Source organism: Nesterenkonia sandarakina (assembly GCF_003003175.1).
Classification (GTDB): Bacteria; Actinomycetota; Actinomycetes; order Actinomycetales; family Micrococcaceae; genus Nesterenkonia; species Nesterenkonia sandarakina_A.
The window spans coordinates 69,907-92,531 of record NZ_PVTY01000011.1 but is presented as its reverse complement, the minus strand read 5'-3'; the positions used below and the strand labels follow the sequence as shown (position 1 = coordinate 92,531).

Here is a 22,625-nt window from a genome sequence, read left to right as displayed (position 1 = left end):
GCTCAGCCGTTCTCCAGGATCTCGAGGGCCTGCGCGAGGTCCGCAGGGTAGTCGGTGCGGTAGCTGACCCATTCTCCGTCGCTGGGGTGGTGGAAGCCGAGCTCCATCGCGTGAAGCCACTGCCGGGTCAGGCCGAGGTCGGCGGCGAGCTGCGGGTCGGCGCCGTAGGTGAGGTCTCCGGCGCAGGGGTGGCCCAGCGCGGAGAAGTGGACCCGGATCTGGTGGGTCCGGCCGGTCTCCAGGGTGACGTCGACGAGGCTGGCCCGGCCGTAGGCGTGCTTCAGCCGGTAGTGGGTGCGCGACTCGCGGCCGCCGTCGAGCACCGCGAAGCGCCAGTCGTGGCCGGGGTGCCGGCCGATGGGGGCGTCGATGGTGCCGTCCACCGGGTCGGGCAGGCCCTGGACCAGAGCGTGATAGCTCTTATGCGTGGTGCGCTGGCGGAAGGCGTCCTTGAGCACGGTGTAGGCGTGCTCGGTCTTGGCCACCACCATCACACCCGAGGTGCCGACGTCGAGCCGGTGCACGATCCCGCGGCGCTCCTGGGCTCCGGAGGTGGAGATCTCCACTCCGGCGGCGAGCAGCCCGCCGATCACGGTGGGGCCGGTCCAGCCCGGGGAGGGATGCGCGGCCACGCCCACGGGCTTGTCCACCACCACGATCTCGTCGTCCTGGTGCAGCACGGTCATATCTTCCACGGCTTCGATCCTCACCTGGAGCGGGTCCTGCTTCTCGGGCACGACGACGGCGAGCTCGGTTCCAGCCTGCAGACGGTCGGACTTCTTCACCGCGCGCCCGGCGGAGCGGCCCTGGGTGCGGTCCTGCGCCCAGGTGACCAATCCTTCCTTGAGCCACTGGGTGGTCTCCATGCGGGAGACCTCGAAGAGGGTGGCCAGCACGGCGTCGGCGCGGCCGCCGTCGAGCTCGGTGGGCACTGCGATCTGTCGGGTGCTCATGTGTCGGTCTCCGCAGCGTCGGTGTTCGCGGTCTTGGGCTTCACTGTCGTTGGGTTCACGGTCTTGGATTCGGCGGTCTCAGGTCCTGCGGCCTCAGGTACTGCAGTCTCAGGTCCTGCGGCTTCAGGTTCAGCCGCGGCGGGCGTCTCGTTCGTCTCTCGGGTGCCGTCGAGGTTCAGACCGAACAGCATCATGGTGCAGATCCCGATGATGGAGCAGACGATGAAGGAATCGGCGATGTTGAAGATCGCGAAGTTCGGGACCGCGATGAAGTCGACGACGTGACCCTGTCCGAAGGTGCTGATCCCTTCTCCGTTCATCGACGGGTCACGGAAGATCCGGTCGGTGAGATTGCCGGCGACGCCGCCGGCGAGCCCGCCCAGGCCCAGGGTCCAGAGCCAGGAGCCGCCGAGTTCCCGGCTCTTGAAGCCGACGTAGCCGAGCACCACGATCATGATCAGTGTGAAGATCCAGGTGTAGTCGGTGCCCATGGAGAACGCGGCGCCGGGATTCAGGTGGTACCGCCAGTAGAGCACCGGGGGCAGCACCTCGGTCTGCTCCCCGAGGGTCATGGTGGTCTCGACCCAGACCTTGGTTAACTGATCAGCGGCCCAGGCGAACACCGCCAGGGCCGCTGCCACGATGAGTGCAGTTCGGCGGGACGGGTTTCGCGTGGACCGCTGATGGTCTTCTGAGAGCTGTTTCGACACCGTTGGATTCTACAGGCCAGGTGTCACCCTGGCTGCTCGGAGTCTGGCCGGGAGACTCAGCTCCCGGTGGCTTCCTTCTCGATGGAACCGCGGCTGTTGAGGTCTGCCAGCTGCCCCTCGATGTAGTCCCTGAGCCGGGCGCGATAGTCACGCTCGAAGCCGGTCAGCTCACCGACCTTGGACTCGAGGTCAGCCTTCTTGCGTTCCAGCGCGTTCAGCGTGCGGGTGGAGGTCAGCTCCGCCTCTTCGATCATGTTCTCGGCGCGGGTCTCGGCCTCGGTGACGATCTCGTTGCGGCGGCGCTCGGCCTCGGCGAGCAGCTGGGCGTGCGTGGCCTCGGCGGTGCTGACCAGCTCGTCGCGGCGGGTCTCACCTTCGAGGATGTAGGCGCTGCGGGTGCTCTCGCCTTCGGCGATGTAGGCGTCCCGGGTCTGTTCACCTTCGGCGATGTAGTCGCTGCGCGTCTGCTCACCCTCGGTGACGTACTCGTGGCGCTTCGCCTCACCCTCGGCGATGTAGGCCGCGCGGGTCTGTTCGCCCTCGGAGACGTACTGGTCATGCAGCTTCTGAGCCATCGCGAGCACGCCGGTGGCCGAGGTGGCCTGGTCGCTCGCGGAGCCCTCAGCGGCCGGCCGCTCCTGTGCGGGCCGGGTGCCGAGCGCGTACTCGGGGTGCGCGGTGACGGAGGGATCCGCGCTGAGCTCGTGGTCCTCGGTGATCCGGTCGATGGAGCCGGTCATCGTGGAGGTCGTGCCTGCGTAGCCGGAGAGGCCCGCGTCCTTGAGCTCATCGGGCTCCAGGTTCGCAGGGTGCTCCTCGAGCTGCTCTTCCAGGGCTGCCACCCTGGCAGTGAGTTCCTCGTTCTCCTGAGTCAGGCGCCGCCATTCGACGACCACCTCATCAAGGAAGTCATCGACCTCGTCCTTGTCGTAACCGGGACGGAACTTGGTCTCGGGGAATTCCTTGTTCAGGAGATCGTCGGGGGTCAGGGCCATGCGGTGTCACCTCATCGAGTGGCTGGGGAAGCTGTGAAGCTGGTCTTTGGGTCATCGATCAGGATACCCATTGCGTTTCTTCGTCTTCGACTTCAACCTTCAAGTCCGGCTTTCACGCTTTCGGGTCCGTCCAGCGGCGCAGTGCTGGGCCCGAAGTCACGCGCGGGGTGAGGATCACGCGAATCCGCGCAGCACCATCTTGGCGATGACCACGACCAGGAACACCAGCAGGAAGCCCATGTCCAGGGAGACGCCGCCCAGGTTCAGCGGCGGCACCTTGCGCTGGATCCATCGGATCGGCGGGTCGGTGATGGAATACACCCCGACGGCGATCATGAGCGGCAGGCCCTTGGGTCGCCAGCTGCGAGCGTACTGCTGGGTGAGGTCGAAGACGATGCGGACCACCAGCGCGAACTGGTAGATGGTCAGCAACAGGTACAGGGGCGCGGTTAAGAGATCCACAGCTTAGAAGCGTACTTCGTTCAGCTCTGGTTGAAGAACTGGGCCGAGGACGGAGTCTCCGCGGCGGCGCGCTCTTCAGCCAGCACCTCGATGTTCTTCGGGGTCAGCAGGAACACCTTGTTGGTGACGCGCTCGATGGATCCGCCCATGCCGAAGACCAGGCCGGCGGAGAAGTCCACGAGTCGCTTGGCCTCGGCCTCACCCATGTCGGTGACGTTCATGATGACCGGGATGCTGTCCCGGAAGGACTCCCCGATGACCTTGGCGTCGTTGTAGGAGCGCGGGTGGACGGTGGTGATTTTTCGCATCGGTGAACTTTCATCCCGGGATGAGGGGGCTCGCTTGATCGGGGTGACCGGGGCACGGTAGTCCGGGTCCACGGCAAGGCTGGAGCTGTTGTACTGGCCTGTGTGTGAGGTGTCATCTGCGTGATCGACGCCGAGGGCGACGACCTCGCTTCCCCGCGTGGAGGAGGTGGCGCTGGTGGGCGCCGGCGTCTCACGGACTGCGGCCGCGGTCGAGGAGCTGCGGCTCATCGAGCTGGGCTCCGCCTGCGAGCCCTGGGTGCTGCGGGTCGGGGAAGAGGGCTCCTTGGAGAAGCTGTCCTCGCTGTAGTCGTCTCCGTCGGCGAGGCCGAGGTAGATCATGGTCTTCTTGAAGGCACCGGCCATGAGGGTTCTCCTGGGGGAAGTTTGAATTGTCACTGCGCGATCTCGAGACTATCGCTGAAGCGGACGCTCACCCAGGACATCTCGGCCAACCCGCAGGTGTGTCGCACCGTGGGCCACGGCTTCCTCCAGGTCCCCGCTCATTCCCGCGGAGATCATGACCGCCTGCGGGTGCGTCTGGCGCAGCTGCGCGGAGAGCTCCGCGAGCCGGCGGAACGCGGGCGCTGCGGGCGCCTCCAGGGGCGCGACCGCCATGAGGCCCCCGAGCGTCAGTCCTGGGGCGTCGGCGATGCGCGCCGCCAGATCGGCGATCGCGGCGGGATCGGCCCCTCCCCTGCCGTCGGACGGCACCGGATCACGCAGGTCCACCTGGATCAGGCAGGTCAGTGGTCGCTCCCCCGGCTCCGGGGCGGCCTTGACCAGCGCCTTGAGCAGGGAGCTGCGGTCCACGGAGTGCAGGTGGTCGGCGTAGCCGATGACAGATCGGGCCTTGTTGGACTGCAGCTGGCCGATGAAGTGCCAGTGCAGCACGTCCTCGGCGACGGCCCCAGCACCCGATCCCAGGATCGCGGCGACCTCGGCGGCCTTCGCGGCTGCCTCCTGGTCGCGGTTCTCGCCGACGTCGCGGACGCCCAGCCGGTGCAGCCGGACCACGTCGGCGGCGGGAAAGAACTTGGTGACCACGATCAGCTGAGGCCGATCCTGGCGTCCGACGGCGGCCATGGCCCGGTCGATCCGGTCGTGGACCGCGGCGAGGTTGGCCGCCAGCTCCTGGCTGCGCGGGTCCTGCGCTGCCTCGCCGGTGTCGGTCGGGCCTGGGCGGGCTGATTCAGGGCTTGCTGGTTCTGGGCTTGCTGGTTCGGGGCTGGTCTGCACGGGGAAAGCCTATCGAGCCTGGCGGTCTGGGCGGAGTTCGGCTCGGGCGGGGGCCGGGGGCGTCCAGATGACTCCGGCGAAGCGCCCGTCGCCCGGGGCGCGGCGGTGGGAGAAGAGCGAGTCGTCCTCGATCGTGCAGCCGGAGAGCTCGGCGACGGTCACGCCCTGGCGGGCAAGGATGCTGTGGGCCTCGGCGCGCAGGTTCAGCGCACTGGTGCCCCAGCTGGTGGTCGAGGCGATGGCGGGGCGTCCGGAAGCGATCTCGGCGACCATCTCGGCCGGGATCTCGTAGCAGTCGCCGCAGGCTCCGGGTCCGATCCAGGCGGTGATCGAGGTGGCCCCGTGGGCCTGCATCGCGGAGACGGTGTTCTCCAGGATGCCGGCGAGCAGCCCTGGGCGCCCGGCATGGGCGGCGGCGGTCACCGGGACTCGGCCGGCGGGGTCGTCGTCTGCGCGTCGGCCGTGGAGCAGGACCGGGAGGCAGTCGGCGACCATGATCGCCAGGGGCACGGATCCATCGGCGCAGACCCAGGCGTCGGCGGTGGGCGGATCGGCGGAGTCCGGCTCGGCGGGGTGCGTGGTCTCAGCAGGCGCCGCGGCCTCGGCCTCGAGGACGTCTGCGGAGTGGACCTGGTGCAGAAAGCGCAGGGAGCCCTCCGGGACGCCCATGTGGGTCTCGAGACGTCGGCGGTTCTGGGACACCTCGGGCTGGGATCCGACGTGGCGGGCGAGGTTGCCGGCCGCCACGGAGGTGAAGCCCAGCTGCACGGTGTCCCCGGCCTGTCCCCGCCACCAGAACGGTGACGGGGACACGGCCGTGCTGGCCCCCGTGTTGCTGGGGGCCTCGGTCACTTCAGGAAGTCGGGCACATCGAGGTCGTCGTTGCGACCGCCGGTGTAGTCCGATTCGACGATGTCCGGGATGTCCTGCTGCTCCTCGTTCTCATGGCGACGACGCGACTGGTCGAAGCGCTGCTGGGGAGCGGTGTCCTGGGAGCCGGCGTGGCGCGCCGCGCCGTATCCGCCCACGGGGATCGTGCCGGGCACGGTCCCCGGCACCGGCGGAGCGGTGCGTGCGGCCGGTGCTGCGGAGCCGACGCTGCGAGCAGGCGCCTGCTGGTTCTGCAGCGGCTGCGCGGGGCGGGAGGTGGCGTCGACCTGGTCGAAGCCGGCGGCGATCACGGTGACCCGCGCCTCGTCACCGAGGGCGTCGTCGATGACGGCGCCGAAGATGATGTTGGCCTCGGGGTGAGCGACCTCCTGGACCAGTCGGGCGGCCTCGTTGATCTCGAAGAGTCCGAGATCGGAGCCGCCCTGGATGGAGAGCAGGACGCCGTGGGCGCCGTCGATGGAGGCTTCCAGCAGCGGCGAGGCGATGGCGAGCTCGGCGGCCTTGACCGCACGGTCTTCACCGTTCGCCGAGCCGATGCCCATCAGCGCGGAGCCGGCACCCTGCATGACCGACTTCACGTCGGCGAAGTCGAGGTTGATCAGGCCCGGTGTGGTGATCAGGTCGGTGATGCCCTGCACGCCGGAGAGCAGCACCTGGTCCGCTGAGCGGAAGGCGTCGAGGACCGAGACGTTCTTGTCGGAGATCGAGAGCAGCCGGTCGTTGGGGATCACGATGAGCGTGTCGACCTCGTCGCGGAGCTGCTCGATGCCCTCTTCGGCCGAGCCGGCGCGCCGGCGACCTTCGAAGGTGAACGGGCGGGTGACCACGCCGATGGTCAGCGCACCGAGTGAGCGGGCGATCCGAGCGACCACGGGGGCGCCGCCGGTTCCGGTGCCGCCGCCCTCGCCTGCGGTGACGAAGACCATGTCTGCGCCGCGGATGACCTCTTCGATCTCCTCGGAGTGGTCCTCGGCGGCCTGGCGGCCGACCTCAGGATTGGCACCGGCTCCCAGTCCACGGGTCAGCTCACGGCCGACGTCGAGCTTCACGTCGGCGTCGCTCATCAGCAGCGCCTGCGCGTCAGTGTTGATGGCGATGAATTCCACGCCACGGAGACCGACGTCGATCATGCGGTTGACGGCGTTGACGCCGCCGCCACCGATGCCGACGACCTTGATCACGGCCAGGTAGTTGTTCGGTGATGCCACGTTGTGTGTCCCTTGCTCGTCTCTGGTCTCAAATGTACGGAGACCCCCGTCGCCGCAGAAGCCGCAGCGCGACTCCTCACTGTCTTCACCCGTCTCGGGCCACCTGATCGTGCCGATGTCATTCGCGGGTACATCGGTCCGATCATGGGCGGCAGCCCGTGACGTCGCAGCGGCTCTTTAGCGGACGGGAGCCTCCGTACCTGAGACATTCTTCTGTTGCCTGCGAACCAACAGCAAGGTTCAAGCTTTACTTGAACCTGAGAGGATCCCCGAGGGCATCCCCTGTCTGATGTTCTTTTCGGTCATAAGCCTACGCGCCACACGCGCCTAGCGCGTCACCGGCGCGCTCGGAGTTGAGATGTCGAGCACCTCGACGCCGTCGAACTCGGCCGCCGGGGAGCCGAGGATCGCTTCGAGCACCGCCGCCTTCTCCTCGCCGCGCTCGTCGTTGCCCCAGACCACGGTGCGTCCGTCCTGCAGCTCGAGCTGCACGGAGTCCCGCGACTCAGCGGTGGCCGAGTCCAGCGACTCCCGGGCGCCCTCGGGCAGCTGGCCCAGCACCGAGACGATGGTGCGGAAGACCGATTCGTTCTCCAGCGCCGCCTCCGCGGAGATCACCGGGGTGGCGTAACCCTCCGCGTCCGAACGCTGGGACTCGTCGAAGGTCCTGATCAGCTCGCCCTCTTGGCTGTAGAACAGGATCTCCTCGCCGACGTGGACCTCTGCCACCGGAGGATGTTCGATCACCAGGATCTCCAGCCCCTCGGGCAGCCGGGCGGCGACGATGACCTCATCGACCGCGTGTTCGTCCTCGAGCAGGTTCTCGACGTCGCGCTGGCTGACCTGGGCCAGCGGCGTGCCGTGCAGCGGCCCGAGCAGCTCCTGGGCGCGCTCGTCGGTGAGCAGCTCGTTGTCCTGGACGGCGATGGCGCGCACGACCAGCAGCGGGGAGAAGTACAGGGTCGCCACCACGCCGAGAAGCACCGCGATGCTGATCAGCAGCGTCAGGATCCGGCGGCGTCGGCGTCGCCGCCGGGTGACGGCGGCGGGCTCGGGGAAGTCCAGCGGGGACTCGTCGGAGAACCCGAACTCGTCCTCGTCCTCCTCGCCGAACGAGTCGCTGTCGCGGGTCTGCTCGGCGGACCCGTCCGGATCGGTGGCGCGATCGGTGGCGCGGCGGGGAAACCGCAGCTTCATCGGCGCTCCGTCAGCGCGGTGAGGATGTGCTCGCCCAGGGCGGTGACGTCTCCGGCGCCGAGGGTCATGATCAGGTCCCCGGGGCGGGCGGCGGAGGCCACGGCGTCCACGGCCTCGGTGATGCTGCGCACCGGGTGGCCCAGCAGCGCCGCGGTGACGCCCTCGATGGGCTCCTCCCGCGCGGGATAGATCTCCAGCACGGCCACGGTGTCGGCGGCGGTCAGCGCGGTGCCGAAGTCCGCGGCGAAGGCGGCGGTGCGGCTGAACAGGTGCGGCTGGAAGATCACGTGGACCTGGCCCTGCTCCGTGGCGAGCGAGGCGCGGGCGGCCTGGAGCACAGCGGCGACCTCGGTGGGGTGATGGGCGTAGTCGTCGTAGACCCGGACGCCGGAGACCTCGCCGCGCAGCTCGAAGCGGCGCGAGGTGCCTTGGAACTGGGAGACGGCCTCGGTGCTGGTGCGCAGCGAGAGCCCGGCCCGCCGGCCGACCGCGATCGCGGCCAGCGCGTTGAGCTGGTTGTGCACCCCGGGCACGGTGAGTCGCAGCTCGGCCTGCTCAGGTCCGGCGCTCACGGTGCCGCCTGCGGGGGTGACGCTGCTCAGCCGCAGGTCGGCGTCCTCGCGGGTGCCGTAGCTGATGATGTCCACACCGCGGGCGCGCAGCGGCTCCGCGACCTTGGCGAGCAGCGCGCGGGCGCCGGCGTCGTCGGCGCAGATGATCAGCGCGCCGCCGTCGGTGATGCGTTCGGTGAAGTCCACGAAGACCTGCTCCACCGCCTCGGCGGTGCCGTAGTGATCCAGGTGGTCGGCCTCGACGTTGGTGACCACGCCGACCTCTGGGGCGTAGTTCAGCAGCGATCCGTCGGACTCGTCGGCTTCGGCGATGAACCATTCTCCGGTGCCTGCCGCGGCGTTGACGCCGAGTCCTGCGACGTTGGCGCCCACGGCGAAGGTCGGTGAGAGTCCTGCCTGCTCCAGCAGCACGGTGGCCATCGAGGAGGTGGTGGTCTTGCCGTGGGTGCCCGCCACGGCGACGGCACGACGGGTGCGCATCAGCGCGGCCAGGCCCTGGGAGCGGTGCAGCACCGGCAGTCCGCGGCGCACGGCCTCATCGTATTCGGGGTTGCCGGCGGCGGCGATGGAGGAGGCGATCACCGCGGTGATCGGGTGGCCGAGCTGGTCCTCTGCCGCGGCCAGGTTCTCCGCCCGGTAGCCGACCTGCACGGCGGCGCCGGCTCGGCGGAACTCCTCCAGGACCGGGAGCTCCTTGGCGTCGGTGCCGGAGATCGGGACGCCGTCGGCGGCCATCAGGCGGGCGACGGCGGAGACGCCCACCCCGCCGAGTCCCAGGAAGTGGACGTGCCCGAGCCCGTTCACGCCCGGGCCTGCGGCAGTGTCAGCGGTGGTGGGGTCAGCGGTGGTGGCAGCGGATGCGTCGGGTGCGGAGGGGTTCATCGAAGGCAGGGTCACTTCTTCTTCTTTTCGGATGTCTCGATCGGGTGGCCTGCGGCGGCGAGGGTGGCTCGGGCCATGCGGTCATCGGCGTCGGTGATCCCACGGGTGGCTGACTGCCGCTCCATGGTGGCCAGCAGCTGCGGGTCCTCGAGCAGCGGAAGGATGTTCCGCCGGATCCAGGCCTTGTTGAAGTGCTCGTCCTTGACCAGCAGCGCGCCGCCGGCGGCGACCAGTTCGCGGGCGTTGAGATCCTGCTCGCCGTTGCCCACCGGCAGCGGCACGAAGATCGCGGGCAGGCCGACCGCGGCGATCTCGCTGACGGTGGCGGCACCGGCGCGCGCGATGATCAGGTCGGCGGCGGCGTAGGCCAGCTCCATGCCGTCGAGGTACTCCCGCTGGTGGTAGCCGGGGTCGGTCAGCAGCCCGCCGTGCTCGCCGGTGAGCGCCTTGTCCCGACCGGTGAGATGCAGCACCTGGGCTCCGGTACCGAGCAGGTCGGCCAGCGCGGCCTTGATCGCCTGGTTCAGCGAGAGCGCGCCGGAGGAGCCGCCGGTGATGACCAGGGTGACCTTCTCCGGGTCGAGCCCGAGCGCCTCGCGGGCCTCGGCGCGCCGCTGGGATCGGTCAAGCTGGGAGATCTCTCGGGCCATCGGCATGCCCACCCACTTCGAGCCCTTCAGCGGCGTGCCTTCGAAGGCGACGCCGGTGAACTTGGCGAAGCGGTGGCCCAGCTTGTTCGCCAGGCCGGGGCGTGCGTTGGCCTCGTGGATGACCACGGGGATGCCCAGCCGGCGTGCGGCCACGTAGACGGGGGTGCACACGTATCCGCCGACGCCCAGGACCACATCGGCCTGCTCGGCGCGGAGGATCTCGGCGGCGTCGCGCACGGCCTGGCCGAAGCGGGACGGGAAGCGCAACATGTCCCGGGAGGGCCGCCGCGGCATCGGGACCTTCTCGATGGTGTGCAGCCGGTACCCGGCCTCCGGCACCAGCCGGGTCTCGAGTCCGGCGGCGGTGCCGATGACGGACTGGTGGATCTCGGGGAGGACTCGATCGAGGGCGCGGGCCACGGCCAGCATCGGACTGACGTGACCGGCGGTGCCCCCGCCTGCGAGGACCACGGAGGGTGTGCTCATCTGTGTCTCATACTCCTGAAGCTGGTGGGGGCCGGTGCGGCCGTAGGTGCGCGTCTCATACTGTTGCAGGTTTCCGGCGGGAGGTCACCCCGGCGGCCTGGCCCTTCCTGGTCCGGCCGGCGGACTTACCGGAGCGGCCGCCGGTGGGCTTGCGCGCCTCGATCCGCTGGGTCTGTGCGAAGTTCAGCACCACGCCGACGGCGACCAGGTTGGAGGTCAGTGCGGAGCCGCCGGCGGAGATGAACGGCAGCGGGACCCCGATCACCGGGAGCAGCCCGGTGACCATCGCGAGGTTGATGAAGGTCTGCCCGATGACCCAGGCCATGATGCCCACGGTGGTGATCTTGACCCACCGCTCCGTGGAGCGCGATGCCACCCGGAACATGCCCAGCGCCAGGGTCGCGAAGAGCAGCAGCACGGTCAGCGCGCCGAGCAGGCCGAGCTCCTCCCCCAGGATGGTGAAGATGAAGTCGTTCTCCGCCTCGGGGATGTAGTTCCACTTCTGGCGCGACTGTCCCAGCCCGACGCCCCAGAACCCGCCGGAGGCCAGCGCGTAGAGACCCTGCTCGGACTGGTAGCAGAAGTCCTGCGGGAGGCTGCAGGCGTCGTTGAGCCCGAGCCAGGCCTGGATCCGGACGGTGCGGTTGGGGCTCATCAGGGCCAGCACCACGGCGCCGATGATGCCGGTGGTGCCCGCGACGATGAAATACCGCGCCTTGGTGCCGGAGACGAAGAGCATCGCGGCCAGGAAGAAGCCGAAGATCAGCGCGGTGCCGAGGTCGCGGCCCCACATGATGAACGCGAAGACCAGGGCGGCGCCGGGCATCAGGACCGGCACGATGGTGTGCTGAAGCTGGCGCACCTTGTTGCCCTTGCGAGCCAGCACCAGGCCGGTCCAGAGGCACAGTGCGAGCTTGGCCAGCTCCGAGGGCTGGCCGTTGACGGGCCCGATCTGGATCCAGTTCCGGTTGCCCTGGACCTCGTACCCGAGCGGGGTGAGCACCAGGGCGAGTCCGATGACGGCGATCACCATGGCGGGCCAGGCGAGGTTCTTGAGCCAGCCGCGCGGCATGAACGCGACCGCGAACATCCCGGCCAGACCGATCCCGGCCCACATCAGCTGGCGCCTGAACACGCCGTAGGCGCCGTCCGGGGTGCCCACTGCTTCGACCGCGGTGGCGGAGAGCACCATCACGAGTCCGAAGATGGTCAGTGCCAGTGCGGAGCCCAGCAGCAGCCAGAAGGTGGTGTACGGGTTGCCCTCTTCGACGAAGTGCCAGAAGCGCTGGACCCGGTCCTTGCGCAGATCCTCGCGCTGGGCCTTCCACCGACGTCCGGCCGCGCCGTCGTCGGTGGGGTCCAGCGAGGTCTTCGCCGGCGTCGCCTGTGAGGCCTTCTGCGAGGTCTTCACCGGGGTCTCTCGGGGAGCTCTGGCGGAGCTCGGCGCCGCGGAGGGCTCCTGGGAGCTCGGCTCCTGCGGATCCTCCACGGCGTGCAGCCGGGGCCTGCGCTGTTCGGGGGAGGCTGGGACGCGTGGTCTCCGCTTGTCCATCCAGTCCTCCTCCTGGTGGGTTCCCCTTCCGGGGCTCCACCTCTACGATCTGTCGGTCATCAGCTCCGCCACTGCTTCGATGAATGCCTCGCCGCGGGCGGCGTAGGAGGCGAACTGATCCATCGAGGCGGCGGCCGGGGCCATCAGCACCGTGTGGTGCGGAGCAAGCACCTTGGCGGCCTCGGCCACGGCGGTCCGCATCGCGCGCACCCCGTCCTCACCCGCCAGCGACGCTTCCATCTCGCTGCGACTCTCATCGTCCCTCAGCTGTCCACCGATCACCGGGACTCCCGGCGCGTGTCGCTCGAGGCTGGACCTCAGCTGGGAGGAGTCTGTGCCGATGAGGATGACCTGACGCAGCCGCGGAGCGATCTCCTGGATGAGCTCGTCGTAGACCACCCCCTTGGGCAGTCCCCCGGCGATCCAGATGACATCGGTGAAGCTGCGCAGCGAGGCGGCGGCGGCGTGCGGGTTCGTGGCCTTGGAGTCGTTGATCCAGAGCACGTCGTCGGCCTTGGCCACCGGCTGGATGCGGTGGTCCCCGGCCTCATAGCCCTGCACGGCGGCCCGGATCGCCTCCGGTGCGGCGCCGGCGGCGCGCGCCAGGGCGGCGGCGGCGAGCGTGTTGGCGACCAGATGCTGTGGAGCCAGCGGGCCGAAGTCTTCCAGCCCGGCCAGCTCCAGCGCCTGGTGCGCCCGATTGTCCAGGAAGGCCCGGTCCACCAGCAGGTCGTCGACCACGCCGAGCATCGACAGTCCCGGGGCGCCGGTGGTGAAGCCGATGGCGCGGCAGCCCTCCTGCACGTCGGCCTCGGCGACCATGTCCTCGGTGACCTGCTGGTCGGCGTTGTAGATGCAGGCCAGCTCGGTGTTCTCGTAGATCTTGGCCTTCGCGGCGCGGTACTCGGCGAAGCTGCCGTGCCAGTCGACGTGGTCTTCGGCGAGGTTGAGCACCGCCGAGGCCAGCGGGGAGAGCAGCTCGGTGTATTCGAGCTGGAAGCTGGAGAGCTCCACGGCCAGGGCGTCATAGCCTTCTGGGTCGCGGATCGCGTCGAGCACCGGCACTCCGATGTTGCCGCAGGCGATGGCGCGCTGGCCGTCGTGGATCAGCATCGACTCCAGCAGGGTGACGGTGGTGGTCTTGCCGTTGGTGCCGGTGACCACGAGCCATTTTGGCGTCTTGGCACCCGGGCGGGGACCCAGCCGCCAGGCCAGCTCCACCTCGGAGAGGACCGGGATGCCTGCGGCGCGGGCCTGATGGATCAGCGCCGAGTCGGGCCGCCAGCCCGGGGAGGTCACCACGATCTCAGCGGGCTCGCCCTCGACCAGGGGCAGCTCGGCGAGATGCTCCTCGCCGAGCAGGATCTCGCTGACCCCGACCAGCCGCAGCGTGTCGGCGTCGCGGCGCTTCTTGCGTCCGTCGGAGCCGTCGACGACGACGACGCGCGCGCCCAGCTCGGCCAAGGTGTCTGCGGCGGCGAATCCGGAGACGCCGAGCCCGGTGACCACGGCGCGCAGTCCGCTCCAGGGGGCGTCCCAGCCGCGCAGCTCGGGCCGGATCTGTGGCTGCCGGTCGCTCACTGGAAGATCACCCATTCACCGTAGAAGAGCGCGAGGCCGATGCCCACGGCGAGGGCGCCGATGATCCAGAATCGCACCACCACGGTGACCTCGGCCCAGCCCTTGAGCTCGAAGTGGTGCTGCAGCGGCGCCATCAGGAACACGCGCTTGCCGCCGGAGAACTTGAAGTAGCCGACCTGGATGATCACCGAGAGGGTGATCAGCACGAAGAGGCCGCCGAGGATCACGAAGAGCAGCTGGGTGTGGGTCAGGATCGCGAAGCCGGCCAGCGCGCCGCCGAGGGCGAGCGAGCCGGTGTCGCCCATGAAGATCTTCGCCGGGGAGGTGTTCCACCACAGGAAGCCGATCAGCGCGCCGGTGATGATCGCGGCGATCATGGCCATGTCCATCGGGTCGCGCACCTGGTAGCAGACGCTCTCCACGGCGCTGGGGCTGCCGCAGGCCTGGTTGAACTGCCAGATCGAGATGATCGTATAGGCCGCGGTGACCATCGCGGTGGCCGCGGTGGCGAGCCCGTCGAGGCCGTCGGTGAGGTTCACGCCGTTGGTGGTCGCGGTGACGATCAGGTTCGCCCAGATCACGAAGAGGATCATGCCGATGACCGGGCCGGCGAAGGCGAGGTCCAGCACGGTCTCGCGGACGAAGGAGATGCTCGTCGACGCGGGGGTGACCCCGTCGGAGTCCGGGAAGTTCAGCGCCAGCACGGAGAAGAGCACCCCGACGCCGAGAAGCCCGGCGATCTTGCGCCAGGGGGTCAGCCCCAGCGACTGCTTCTTGCTGATCTTCGCGAAGTCGTCGGCGAAGCCGACGAGCCCCATCCCGACCATCAGCAGCAGCAGGAGCAGCCCGGAGGCGGTCGGACCGCCGGTGTCGCCGGTGAAGAACAGCAGCAGGTGGGTGAGCAGATACGCGGCGACGACGGCCATCATGATGACCGCTCCGCCCATGGTGGGCGTGCCGCGCTTCACGTGGTGGGTGGTGGGGCCGTCGTCTCGGATGAACTGTCCGTAGCCTCGCTTCACCAGGAAGCGGATGAACAACGGCGTCCCGACGAGGGTGAGTCCCAGGCCGAAGACGGCACCGATGACTACAGCGATCACAGGGCCCCTCCCTTTGCGGCGATCTTGTCACCCAGGAGTCTAAGCCCTGCGCTGTTGGAGGATTTGAACAGCACGATGTCCCCGGGAGCGAGCTCCTGGTCGAGGTAGGCCTCGGCCTCCTCGACCGTGGCGACCCAGTGCACCTCGGAGCCCCAGCTGCCCTCGGCGATGGCGCCGCGGTAGAGCGGGTAGGCCAGATCGCCCACCACCAGGGTCTTGTCGATGTTCAGCCGCACGACGGTCTCCCCCAGCTGGGTGTGCTTGGGGATGGAGACGTCGCCGAGCTCGAGCATCGCGCCGAGCACCGCGACTGACCGGCGGGGGGCGCGGCCCTGTCCGGGCCGGGTGAGCATGGCCAGGGTGCGCAGCGCCTCACGCATCGACTCGGGGTTGGCGTTGTAGGCGTCGTTGATCAGCGTGACCCCGTCGGCCCGTTCGGTGCGCTCCATCCGCCAGCGGCTGGCCGGGCCGAGCCCGTCGAGCCGCTGCGCGATGGCGGCGGGAGCCACGCCGGCGCGCAGCGCGCAGCCTGCCGCGGCGAGGATGTTGGAGACGTGGTGGGCTCCGGTGAGCCCGGAGGCCACGGGGAAGTCTTCCCCGGTCTCGGTGAAGCGCAGGGTGAAGTTCGGGTGTCCGGCCGCGTCGAGGCTCAGGTCCACCGCGCGGACCTGAGCCGGCTCGACGGCGTCCTGCCCCGCAGTCCGGGACGTGTCCTGGGCAGACTCCTGGCCGGTGTCTTCGCTGAACCAGGTGATCGGGGCGGAGGCCAGCGGGGCCATGGCGGCGACCTGCGCGTCGTCGCGGTTGAGCACGATGGCGCCGGCGGCGCCGATCGCCTCGACCAGCTCGGCCTTCACGGCGGCGATCTTGTCCGCGCCGCCGAACTTCCCGGCGTGCGCGGAGCCGACCATCAGCACCGCGCCGATGTCGGGGCGGACCATCTGCGCGAGGTCCCGGATGTTGCCGGGGGCGTCGGCGCCCATCTCCACGACGACGAACCGGGTGTCCAGCTCCGCGGTGAAGATGGTCAGCGGCACGCCGACCTCGCCGTTGTAGGAGCCCTGCGGCGCCACGGTGGGTCCCTCGGGCTCGAGGATCGACTTCAGCAGATCCTTGGTGGTGGTCTTGCCGGCCGATCCGGTGATGCCGATGACCGTGGTGGCCGAGTGGGCGCGCACCCGGTCCAGGATCGTCGCGGCGAGCTGTCCCATCGCGGTGACCACATCGGTCACGATCACGCTGGGGTGCGGCGCGCCGGTCGGGTCCTGGGTCTCGCGCTCGGCGAGGACCAGGGTGGCCCCGGAGGCCAGGGCGGCGTCGATGAAGCGGTGTCCGTCGGTGGTCTCCCCCGGCTTGGCGATGAACAGCGAGCCTGCGGCCATGCTGCGGGAGTCGGTGTCGGCGTGGTGCACCCGCACGGCGGCCGGGTCAGGGAGGCCGCGAAGCGTCCCTGAGGTGATCTCGGCGATCTGGGCGGCTGAAAGTTCGATCATGACTTGTCGCCTCCTTCTGCTGTGGAAAGTCTGTGATGGTCCGGTGTGTTCGGAGCCGGGTCGGTCTGTGGATCCAGGTCGGTCTGTGGATCCGGGTCGGTCTGTGGCGCATCGTCGGCGGTGGGGAATCCGCGCCGCCGCAGCGCGCGGGCAAGCTCCACCCGGTCGTCGATCGGATGCTTGGTCCCGGCGAAGTCCTGGTGGACCTCGTGTCCGCGTCCGGCGAGGATGATGGTGTCCTCGGGCTCGGCGACCTCGACGGCGCGGGAGATCGCGTCCAGTCGTGGCGAGATCTCCTCCAGCGTGGTGTCCAGGTCCTCGGCGGCCAGGGCCTCGCGTGCTCCCTCCAGGAGGCCTGCGCGGATCTGCGCGGGGTCCTCACCGTGGGGGTCGTCGTCGCTGATGATCACATGATCGGCCATGCGCACGGCGATCGCGCCCATCGCGGGGCGCTTGGCGCTGTCCCGCTCCCCCGCGGCTCCGATGACCAGGATGGTCTTGCCCGTGGAGGTGCTCGCGGCGGCCTCGAGGGTGCGGATCATGGCGTCGGGGTTGTGGGCGAAGTCGACGATCGCGGCGGGGGCGGTGCCGATGACCTGCATCCGGCCCGGGACGCTGATCGTGAAGGGGTCTGCCTGCTCCAGCGCCGCGATGATCTCCTCGCGGCTGACGCCGAGCGCAGTGGACTCGTCGGCGGTGAGCACCATCACGGCAGCCAGGGCCGCGTTGGCCACGTTGAACCGGCCGGGCAGCCCGGTGCGGGAGCGGATGCTCTCCCCGGTGTGGCGGTTGCGCAGCGTGAAGGCGCTGCCGAGCAGATGCGGGGCGACGTCGGTGACGCTCCAGTCAGCAGCCGGGTCGGGCGTCTCGGCGGTGGCGAGGGTGACGACGTGGCCGGTCGCGACCTCGGCCATCCGCCATCCCCAGGGGTCATCGACGATGACCACGCTGCTGCGGGTGCGACGGCGGGCGAACAGCGCGGCCTTGGCCGCGAAGTACTCCTCCATCGAGCCGTGCAGGTCCAGGTGGTCCTGGGTCAGGTTGGTGAACCCGGCGACGGCGTAGAACAGCCCGGAGGTGCGCTCATAGGAGATGGCGTGGGAGGAGACCTCCATCGCGGCGGCGGCGACGTCGGCCTCGCGGAAGAGCGCCATCAGGCTGTGCAGCTGCACGGCCTCCGGCGTAGTCATCTTCGAGGGGATCGTGGCGTCGCCGGAGGCGATCTCGATGGTCCCGATCATCCCGGTGGCGCGCTGGTGCGGGCGCAGCAGCGTGTCCAGCAGGGAGCGCAGGAAGTAGGTGGTGGTGGTCTTGCCGTTGGTGCCGGTGACCCCGAACAGGGCCGGCCCGGAGGTGGCGGTGTTGCCGTAGATCAACGCGGCCGAGGGGCCAGCCGCTTCACGCACGCGGCTCACCTCGATGACCGGGATGCGGTAGCCCACACGTTCGCGGACCTTCTCGGCACCGGCCACGTCGGTGAGGACCGCTGCCGCGCCGGCGTCCAGGGCGGTCATCACGTAGTCAGCCCCGTGGGCACGTGCGCCGGAGATCGCGACGAACAGGTCGCCGTGGCCGACGGCCTTCGGGTCCATCGCGGCGCCGGTGAGCCGGATTTCTCCGGCGGTGCGCCCCACGGGGGTGACCAGCGGGTCGTATCCGGTGCTGGCCAGCTCAGCGACCAGTGCCTCCACCGTGGCGCCGATGACGCCCTCCGGCCGGAAGACCCGGTCCTGCGCTGCGACGCTCAGTCCTGATGCTGCCGCGCTCACCAGGGCTGATCCTGGTTCTCGCCTTCGAAGCCGTCGTAGGCCTCGCTCTCCGCCCCTGTGGGCGCCTCGTCATAACTGCTAAGCACGTAGGACATGATCTCACGGAACGTGTCGGTGACTTCCCAGTCGCGCCAGTAGCCCTGCGGCCGGTGCACGGTCACCGCGACCAGGTACTTCGGGTCTTCCAGCGGCGCCATGCCGATGAAGGACTGGGTGTGGCCGTCGAACCCGCCGCTGGCCCCGGCCGCCTCGGCGATGCCGGACTTGCCGCCCACGCGGTACCCGGAGACGGCGGCCTCCGTGCCGGTGCCGTAGTCCACCACGCCTTCGAACATCCGGAGCATCTCCTCGGAGGTCTCCTCGGAGAAGATCCGCTCGCCCGGCTCGGACTCCACCGGGTGTTCGGTGCCGTCGGCGTCGATGTAGGCGTCGACCAGGCGCAGCGGGACGTCGACCCCGCCGTTGGTCATGGTCTGGAAGGCCTGCAGGTTGTGCAGCACCGAGGTGGTGTAGCCCTGCCCGAACTGGGTGGTCAGGTGCTGACGGGCATCCCATTCTTCCGGGGGACGCAGCACCGAGTTGGCCTCGGTGCCGAGTCCGATGTTGAGCGGCTCGCCCAGGCCGACCCGGCGCATGTAGTCATAGCGGGTCTCCTCGGGGATCTCCCCACCGATCATCACGGTGCCGGTGTTGTAGGAGCGGGCGAAGATGCCGGCGGCCGTCATGTCCAGGGTGGGATGGCGGGTGGCGTCGCTGATGGTCTGACCGTCCACCTCGTAGCGGTTGTCCACGGTGAATCCGTCGGTGGGGTTCAGGGTTCCCTCTTCCAGCGCCATCGCGAAGGTGATGGCCTTGCCCGTGGAGCCTGGCTCGAAGTCCTGGGTCAGGGCGAGCGGCCGGCGGAAGAGCTCCTCGGTCTCCCCCGGCGACGCCGGATCCACGGTCTCGGAGTCGGCCATGGCGAGGATCTCACCGCTGCTCATGTCCACCACGGTGGCGTTGCCCCAGGCGGCGTTGTACTGGTTGGCCTTCTTCGCGATCGCTTCCTGGGCGAACCACTGCAGGTCCTGGTCGATGGTGAGTCGGACGTCCTGGCCGTCCTCGGCGGGGAGCTCCTCGAACGTGGCGATCGGGATCCGGACTCCGTCGCCGCCGACCTCGAAGATGCGTTCGCCGTCGCTGCCGCTCAGCGCCTCGTCCTGCGCTGCCTCGATGCCTTCGAGCGGGCCGTCGGCGCCCATGAAGCCGATGATCGAGCCGGCCACGGATCCGGAGGGGTAGCTGCGCTCGGAGACCGGTTCGGCGTAGAGCCCCGGGATCTCGAGGTCGAGGACCTGCTGGCTCTGCTCCGGCGTCAGGGAGCGGGTGACCACCGAGTAGCGGCTGTCGCCGATGATGAGGTCGGTGAGCTCCTCGGTGTCCAGGTCCACGATCTCGCTGAGCTCGGCGATGCCGGTCTGCACGGGCACCTCTTCGCGCAGCCCGGTCGTCTCGTCCAGCCGGACGAAGTCATCGACGACCTGTTGGTCGGCCACGATGTCGTAGCGGTCCACGGAGGTGGCGAGCACCCGACCTTCGGCGTCGAGGATGTCCCCGCGGTGCGCCGGCAGCGGGACGCTGCGCAGCCGTTCGGAGACGGCCGCCTGCGCGTGGCCGGCGGGGTCGAGGCCCTGCACGTGGAAGAGGCGTCCTCCGAGCAGGAGCAGCATGACCAGGATCATGGTGAGTCCGATGCGCATCCGGAACGAGAGGACCCGTTCTGCGCGTTTCTTCTGAGCGGCTGCCATGGCGTCAGCGTTCTCCCAACAGGTCGATCAGTCGAATGAGGGCGCCGGAATGGTCCCGCCGTTGAGTTCAGTGGGGCTGAACTGGTCTTGCGTCCCTGCGGATGTCTGGTCCTCATTCTGCCCGCTGGGTGCCTCGATGAGCGTGTTCAACGCGCCCCCGCCGAGAATCCCTGAGGGCGCGCCGGTGACGGTCTCGGAGACGTTCAGCGGTGCGGCGGCGTCGCCGCCGGGGGCTGGCGGTGCCGCGACGAAGCTGGAGGGACGGTCGCCGCTGTCAGCCGGCTCGGCTGCCCCGGTGACCTCGCCGTCGGCGAGGTCCAGGGCCCCGGCCTCGGCCGGCATGACCATGCCCAGGCCGACGGCGGCGCTGGAGAGCGCCTGGGGCGACTCCAGGTGCTGGACCTCTTCGGTCAGCGCCTGGTTCGACTGTGACAGCACCCGGTATTCGTTCTGCAGCTCCACGACGGTGTACTGCGAGTTCGCGACGTGGATGTTGACCGCCAGCACGATGGTCAGCGCGACGGCGAGCACCGCGATGATCCCGGCGATGAGGCCCTTCTGGCGCTGCCGGAGCTTCGGCAGCGCCCGGAGCATCGGGCTCATCGAACGCTCAGGCGAGGTCGCGTCGTCGGTGCGGGTGGGGAAGGAGAGGCTGCGCGCCAGGGACCCACGGCTGGCCGGGGCGATGGGCTGTGGTTCTGCGCTCATGCGGTGGTTCTCCTGGAGTCAGTCAGCTTCTCCACTGCACGCAGCTTCGCTGATGCTGCGCGGGGGTTCTCGGCGATCTCGGCCTCATCGGGCAGCTCGGCGCCGCGGGTGAGGGACTTGAACGTCGGCTTGTGCTCTTCGAGCTCCACCGGCAGGCCCTTGGGCGCTGAGGACTTGGTGCGCGCGGCGAATGCCTGCTTCACGATCCGGTCTTCGAGCGAGTGGTAGCTCATCGCGACGATCCGACCGCCCGGCGCCACGGCGTCCAGCGCGTTCGGGATGGTCCGCCGCAGCACTTCGAGCTCCTCGTTGACCGCGATGCGCAGCGCCTGGAAGGTGCGCTTGGCGGGGTGCCCGCCGGTGCGCTTCGACGCCGCCGGTACTGCCCGGTCCACGACCGCTGCGAGGTCTGCGGTGCTGGTGAACGGCTGGCTCTCGCGTCGAGACACGATGGAACGCGCGATGCGTCCGGCGAAGCGTTCTTCGCCGTACTCGCGGAGGATCCGGCTCAGCTCTCCCACCTCGATGCGGGCCAGCAGCTCGGCCACGGACTCGTCGGGGGAATCCGCCGAGGCGTCCATGCGCATGTCCAGCGGGGCGTCATAGGAGTAGGCGAAGCCGCGGGAGGCCTCGTCGAGCTGCAGGGAGGAGACGCCGAGGTCGAGCAGCACTCCGGCGACGCGCTGATCGGGCTCCAGCTCCTCCACGGCGACCTCGTCCACCCGGTCATAGACCGTGTGGATGCCGCGAAAGCGGTCGCCGTAGGAGGAGAGGCGCTCCGCCGCGAGGGCGTGAGCCTGGGGGTCCCGGTCGAGGCCGAGCACGAGCACCTCGGCGTCGGCGGCGAGCATGGCTTCGGCGTGGCCCCCCATGCCCAACGTGGCGTCGATGACCACGGGCCGGTGACCGGCGGCGCGGACGTTCTCGACTCCGAGGGACAGCAGTCTGATGCAGCGATCTCGCATCACCGGCACGTGCCGGTCCGCTGTCTCTCGTTGCGCCATACTGCCTCCGCTGATAAAGAAGGATCCTTGGACCAGCTCCTCCTCCGCTCCGGCCTGCTGCCTGACATCGGGGAAGATAAGTCAGGAATGCGGCCGGGCGGCGGAAGAACTCACCCAAGGATCCCTTGAAGTGTTCGAACCGTCTTCACTTGTCGTGCATTGTTCTATCCGTGTCGGAATCGAACGCCCTCGGTGCTCAGAAGAGACCAGGAATGGCTTCCCCATCGGTGGATGAGAACTCCGACTCCTTCGCCTCCAGGTACTCGTTCCAGGCAGCGGTGTCCCAGATCTCGGCACGGTCTCCCGCTCCGATGACTGTGACGTCGCGATCCAGTCCGGCGTACTCCCTCAGCGCGGCGGGGACCGTGATCCTGCCCTGCTTGTCCGGAATCTCGTCAGAGGCTCCGGAGAGGAATACGCGGATGTAGTCGCGTGCCTGGCGTGAGGTCAGAGGAGCCTGCCGCATCTGCTGGTGCACATTCTTGAACTCTTCTGTGCTGAACACGTAGATGCAGCGTTCCTGCCCGCGGGTGAGGACCAGACCGTTGGCCAGTTCCTCGCGATACTTCGCGGGAAGGATCAGGCGAGCCTTCTCATCCATGCGAGGCGTGTATGTGCCCAGGAACAAAGGACACTCACCACCTCACTTGTTGAGGAGAATCATTCCTTCTCCCTCTACCGAGCTCCACTTTACCCCACTTCCCCCCACTTGCAACCAAACTTTGCCTCCACGCGACCGAAAGTCGCCTCGGAGCTGCAACCCCAGGCCTCTGACCTGCGGTGATGATGCTGAACTTCCCGTGGGGCCGGGTGGAGGGCCATCCCAGCGGGGGCGGGTCCACGGCACGTGGAGCAGACCGGCCAGACTCCGGAATAGGCCGGGCGGCGGGCCGAAAAAGCCCGGATTCTCGGGCATCTGGGCGTGCAGGAATTCATGGGGCCAGCAGAGTGGCGGACAGCGGGGAGGCTGGGTGGAGGAAGGTGGAGCGACCGAGTGGGGCAGTGTGGGGCGTCGCGGTGGAGCGCAGTGGAGCGGCCCGGTGGTGGGGTGTGCAGCAGCCCGGCGGTGGGATCTGGGGGC

General features: G+C 69.2%; 20 protein-coding genes. All 20 read right to left on the bottom strand.

The annotated features are described in order from the left end of the window. Positions 1-2: 2 nt before the first annotated feature. Positions 3-953 carry an RluA family pseudouridine synthase gene (locus tag BCL67_RS10395; RefSeq protein ID WP_106123374.1) on the bottom strand — a complete coding sequence of 317 codons (951 nt, stop codon included), beginning with the start codon at positions 951-953 and terminating at the stop codon, positions 3-5. Next, the gene (locus BCL67_RS10390; RefSeq protein ID WP_106123373.1) at positions 950-1,663 is read right to left on the bottom strand and encodes a signal peptidase II; all 714 of its coding nucleotides are present in this window, start codon (positions 1,661-1,663) and stop codon (positions 950-952) included. Before BCL67_RS10390 ends, BCL67_RS10395 begins: the two co-directional genes overlap by 4 nt. A gap of 56 nt (positions 1,664-1,719) precedes the next feature. Then, a complete protein-coding gene (locus BCL67_RS10385) occupies positions 1,720-2,658 on the bottom strand; it encodes a DivIVA domain-containing protein (protein WP_106123372.1) in 939 nt (312 codons plus the stop codon). Between the two features lie 174 nt (positions 2,659-2,832). After that, the gene (locus BCL67_RS10380) at positions 2,833-3,120 is read right to left on the bottom strand and encodes a YggT family protein (RefSeq protein ID WP_106123371.1); all 288 of its coding nucleotides are present in this window, start codon (positions 3,118-3,120) and stop codon (positions 2,833-2,835) included. A 20-nt stretch (positions 3,121-3,140) separates the two neighbouring features. After that, the gene (locus tag BCL67_RS10375; RefSeq protein WP_106123370.1) at positions 3,141-3,791 is read right to left on the bottom strand and encodes a cell division protein SepF; all 651 of its coding nucleotides are present in this window, start codon (positions 3,789-3,791) and stop codon (positions 3,141-3,143) included. Positions 3,792-3,839: 48 nt separating this feature from the next. After that, a complete protein-coding gene (locus BCL67_RS10370) occupies positions 3,840-4,664 on the bottom strand; it encodes a YggS family pyridoxal phosphate-dependent enzyme (RefSeq protein ID WP_106123369.1) in 825 nt (274 codons plus the stop codon). A gap of 9 nt (positions 4,665-4,673) precedes the next feature. Further along, entirely contained in the window at positions 4,674-5,516 is an 843-nt protein-coding gene (locus BCL67_RS10365) for a polyphenol oxidase family protein (RefSeq protein WP_258174959.1), read from the bottom strand. Continuing rightward, positions 5,513-6,763 (bottom strand): cell division protein FtsZ, encoded by a 1,251-nt coding sequence (gene ftsZ / locus BCL67_RS10360; protein WP_106123368.1) that lies wholly within the window; start codon positions 6,761-6,763, stop codon positions 5,513-5,515. Before ftsZ ends, BCL67_RS10365 begins: the two co-directional genes overlap by 4 nt. 327 nt (positions 6,764-7,090) lie before the next feature. Then, complete coding sequence (locus BCL67_RS10355) at positions 7,091-7,960, bottom strand: cell division protein FtsQ/DivIB (RefSeq protein WP_106123367.1); 870 nt, start codon at positions 7,958-7,960, stop codon at positions 7,091-7,093. Continuing rightward, a complete protein-coding gene (murC, locus tag BCL67_RS10350) occupies positions 7,957-9,414 on the bottom strand; it encodes a UDP-N-acetylmuramate--L-alanine ligase (protein WP_106123406.1) in 1,458 nt (485 codons plus the stop codon). Before murC ends, BCL67_RS10355 begins: the two co-directional genes overlap by 4 nt. An 11-nt stretch (positions 9,415-9,425) precedes the next feature. Further along, a complete protein-coding gene (gene murG / locus BCL67_RS10345; RefSeq protein ID WP_106123366.1) occupies positions 9,426-10,550 on the bottom strand; it encodes an undecaprenyldiphospho-muramoylpentapeptide beta-N-acetylglucosaminyltransferase in 1,125 nt (374 codons plus the stop codon). A gap of 55 nt (positions 10,551-10,605) precedes the next feature. Further along, positions 10,606-12,102 carry a putative lipid II flippase FtsW gene (gene ftsW / locus BCL67_RS10340; protein WP_106123365.1) on the bottom strand — a complete coding sequence of 499 codons (1,497 nt, stop codon included), beginning with the start codon at positions 12,100-12,102 and terminating at the stop codon, positions 10,606-10,608. A gap of 42 nt (positions 12,103-12,144) precedes the next feature. Next, positions 12,145-13,698 (bottom strand): UDP-N-acetylmuramoyl-L-alanine--D-glutamate ligase, encoded by a 1,554-nt coding sequence (gene murD / locus BCL67_RS10335; protein WP_106123364.1) that lies wholly within the window; start codon positions 13,696-13,698, stop codon positions 12,145-12,147. After that, entirely contained in the window at positions 13,680-14,783 is a 1,104-nt protein-coding gene (gene mraY / locus BCL67_RS10330; RefSeq protein ID WP_106123363.1) for a phospho-N-acetylmuramoyl-pentapeptide-transferase, read from the bottom strand. The genes murD and mraY overlap by 19 nt, the downstream gene beginning before the upstream one ends. Beyond that, entirely contained in the window at positions 14,780-16,276 is a 1,497-nt protein-coding gene (locus tag BCL67_RS10325) for a UDP-N-acetylmuramoyl-tripeptide--D-alanyl-D-alanine ligase (RefSeq protein WP_106123362.1), read from the bottom strand. Before BCL67_RS10325 ends, mraY begins: the two co-directional genes overlap by 4 nt. Next, the gene (locus BCL67_RS10320; RefSeq protein WP_106123361.1) at positions 16,273-18,045 is read right to left on the bottom strand and encodes a Mur ligase family protein; all 1,773 of its coding nucleotides are present in this window, start codon (positions 18,043-18,045) and stop codon (positions 16,273-16,275) included. Before BCL67_RS10320 ends, BCL67_RS10325 begins: the two co-directional genes overlap by 4 nt. Then, positions 18,042-19,832, bottom strand: a complete 1,791-nt coding sequence (locus tag BCL67_RS10315; RefSeq protein ID WP_106123360.1) for a peptidoglycan D,D-transpeptidase FtsI family protein — start codon at positions 19,830-19,832, stop codon at positions 18,042-18,044. Before BCL67_RS10315 ends, BCL67_RS10320 begins: the two co-directional genes overlap by 4 nt. A 27-nt stretch (positions 19,833-19,859) precedes the next feature. Next, entirely contained in the window at positions 19,860-20,540 is a 681-nt protein-coding gene (locus tag BCL67_RS10310) for a hypothetical protein (protein ID WP_106123359.1), read from the bottom strand. Next, entirely contained in the window at positions 20,537-21,544 is a 1,008-nt protein-coding gene (rsmH, locus tag BCL67_RS10305) for a 16S rRNA (cytosine(1402)-N(4))-methyltransferase RsmH (RefSeq protein ID WP_106123358.1), read from the bottom strand. The genes BCL67_RS10310 and rsmH overlap by 4 nt, the downstream gene beginning before the upstream one ends. Before the next feature lie 196 nt (positions 21,545-21,740). Beyond that, positions 21,741-22,172 carry a division/cell wall cluster transcriptional repressor MraZ gene (gene mraZ / locus BCL67_RS10300; RefSeq protein ID WP_106123357.1) on the bottom strand — a complete coding sequence of 144 codons (432 nt, stop codon included), beginning with the start codon at positions 22,170-22,172 and terminating at the stop codon, positions 21,741-21,743. Between the last annotated feature and the right edge of the window lie 453 nt (positions 22,173-22,625).